Raw genomic sequence first — 2,890 nt, 5'->3', positions numbered from 1 at the left:
TACCCGGCCATATCGCGCGACGGCAAGCTGGTGGCCTATGCTTCGGATCGCGCGGGCGATGGAAAACTCGACATCTACGTGCAGCAGCTTTCGGGCGGCGACCCGGTCCGCCTGACGCGCGATCCGTCCGACGATATCGAGCCGGATTTTTCCCCTGACGGGAGCATGGTGGCATTCCGTTCCGAACGGCAGGGCGGCGGGATTTATGTGGCGCCCACATTGGGCGGCGAGGAGCGGCTCGTTGCCCGCCTTGGCAGGCGGCCGCGGTTCTCCCCGGATGGGCAGCGGATCGTCTATTACGAAGGGTCGATTCTGAAATCAAACGCGATCTACATCGTCCCGGCGCAAGGTGGCGAGCGCCGGCAAGTCGCTTCGGACATCCAGCCGGCGGTGGAACCGATCTGGTCTCCGGACGGGACCCGTATCCTGTTTCGCAGTTCGCCTACTAATGCTGTCACGAATGACTCCTGGTACGTCATGCGTTTGGAAGGAGGCCCCAGCGTACCGGCATCCGTGAGCGCGGGTGTTACCGAATGGCTGCCCGGCCGGGTAGTGGGAGGAGATTCTCACATTTGGGAGGCGGATGACAGGATAGAAGGGAAGGCCGCCGCGGAGGGACAGCGAAGATGGATCACCAACGGCGCCGGTCTTGAAGCGGCGCCGCGTCTCTCTCCCTCGGGCAGGCTGGTTTTTGCGAGCCGGCGCAGTATCACCGATCTGTGGCGGCTGGATCTCGACTCCAATTCCGGGAAGTCGCGAGGAGAACCCCGTCAGATCACTCGTGATCTGCTGACTGAGTTCGCTCCATCCGTTTCCAGGAATGGGAAGTTACTTGCTTACACTATCAGGCAAACGATCGCCCCGTCCGTGGTGCGGCTTCGCGACCTCGAAACGGGAAAGGACACCACCCTGGCTTCGGAGAGCACTACGGTTTTGCGAGCCAGGATTTCACCCGACGGATTGTGGGTCGGGTATTACGTTTCGCGGGACCGTTCCCTTCACGTCGTCAATTCGAAATCGAAGGAGAGCCGCAAGCTTTGCGGGAACTGCGGAACCATTTACGGATGGTCGCCCGACAGTTCGAGAATCGTCTTCTACAAAGGAAATCCGATCCGGTTCCACACAATCGGGCTGGATGGGGGGATATCGGACCTCATCTCCGATCCCAAGAGGAATATTCACGGCGCGGAGATGTCGCCTGACGGACGGTGGCTGGCTTTTCACGTTCCCCTTACGGATATTCGTCACGACTTGTACATTACCTCCCAGCACAACGGCCAAGCCGGAGCAAACGGCGAATGGATCGCGATCGCGAGAGACGAAAATTGGAACGGGAAGCCATGGTGGTCGGAAGACGGCAATTTGCTGTTCTTCATTTCGAGCCGCGACGGTTTTCGCTGCATCTGGGCGCAGCGGCTCGATCCAGTCCGAAAAACACCGGCGGGCGCTCCTTTCGAAGTGCACCCATTCCACTCCGCGAGAGGGCCGATTCCATCAGAATTTGGCACGGCTTCGTTCGGTCCCGCCGCGGCGCGCGATTTCCTCGTCTACAGCATCGGCGACAATACGGCCAACGTGTGGGTGGGCGAACCGCGGAAGTAGATTCGCATCGCGGCTTGACACTTCAGTAACCAGCCCTGGAACTCGCAACCAATTTGCAGTATCCTGAATCACCACGGCTACTGGGCAATGATCCCCCAATCGTTCGCGCACTACCGCGTCCTCGGTAAACTCGGGGCCGGCGGGATGGGTGTTGTCTACAAAGCTTTCGACACCCGCCTCGACCGCTCCGTCGCCCTCAAAGTCCTGCCGCCGGATCGAACATCCGACCCCGAACGGAAACGCCGCTTCGTGCTCGAGGCCAAAGCCGCCTCGGCCCTGAATCACCCGAACATCGTCACCATCTACGACATCGGATCCCACCAGGGCGAGGACTTCATCGCCATGGAGTTCGTCGACGGCAAGACGCTCGGCGAGTTGATCCCGAAGCAGGGCATGACGGTGAAGGAAGCGGTGAGGCTGGCCGTTCAAGTCGCGGATGCGCTGGCCAAGGCGCATGCCGCCGGAATCGTTCACCGCGACCTGAAACCGTCCAACATCATGGTGGACGGCGATGGCCGCGTCAGGCTGCTCGACTTCGGCCTCGCCAAACTGACGGACCGCGCCGAAACCGGCAGCGGCGACAAGACGCTGGTGCACGAGTCGAAGACGGCGGAAGGCTCGATTGTGGGGACGGTGCAGTACATGTCGCCCGAGCAGGCCGAGGGGAAGAAGGTCGATTACCGGAGCGACATTTTCAGCTTCGGGGCGGTGCTGTACGAGATGATCACGGGGCGGCGGGCGTTTCAGGGGAGTACGGCGGTGTCGACGCTGGCGGCGATTATCAAGGAGGAGCCTGAATCGGTGGTGGAAACGGCGCCCGGCACGCCTCGGGACCTGCGGCGGATCGTCGAGCGATGTTTGCGCAAGGACCGCGACCGGCGATACCAATCCACCAGCGATCTGAGATTGGCGCTCGAGGAAATTGCGCCGGATCCGGCCGCGCAGGCCGCTCCGGCGGCGAGGCGCGGCAAGGCCATCTGGTTCGTTGGCATCGTCGCGGCGCTGGCGTTGGTGGCCGCGGGCGCGGCGGCTCACCGGCTTACAGCCGCTGATTCAACGTTGCCCGCATACGAGTTCCGCCCGATCACCGCGGACAACGGGCTTACGGACTACCCGGCCATATCGCGCGACGGCAAGCTGGTGGCCTATGCTTCGGATCGCGCGGGCGATGGAAAACTCGACATCTATGTGCAGCAGCTTTCGGGCGGCGACCCGGTCCGCCTGACGCGCGATCCGTCCGACGATCTCGATCCGGATTTCTCGCCGGACGGGAGCATGGTGGCATTCC

General features: G+C 62.2%; 2 protein-coding genes. Both read left to right on the top strand.

The genetic code is table 11. The annotated features are described in order from the left end of the window. A partial coding sequence (locus tag WMK75_RS18865; RefSeq protein WP_347269111.1) for a hypothetical protein occupies nucleotides 1-1,602 on the top strand: 1,602 nt, incomplete at its 5' end. A gap of 87 nt (nucleotides 1,603-1,689) precedes the next feature. Beyond that, a partial coding sequence (locus tag WMK75_RS18860) for a protein kinase (RefSeq protein WP_347269110.1) occupies nucleotides 1,690-2,890 on the top strand: 1,201 nt, incomplete at its 3' end.

Source organism: Paracoccus sp. (in: a-proteobacteria) (assembly GCF_039808215.1).
Lineage (GTDB): Bacteria > Pseudomonadota > Alphaproteobacteria > Rhodobacterales > Rhodobacteraceae > Paracoccus.
Note: the sequence above shows the minus strand (reverse complement) of the source record. Positions and strands in the feature narration are given on the sequence as shown.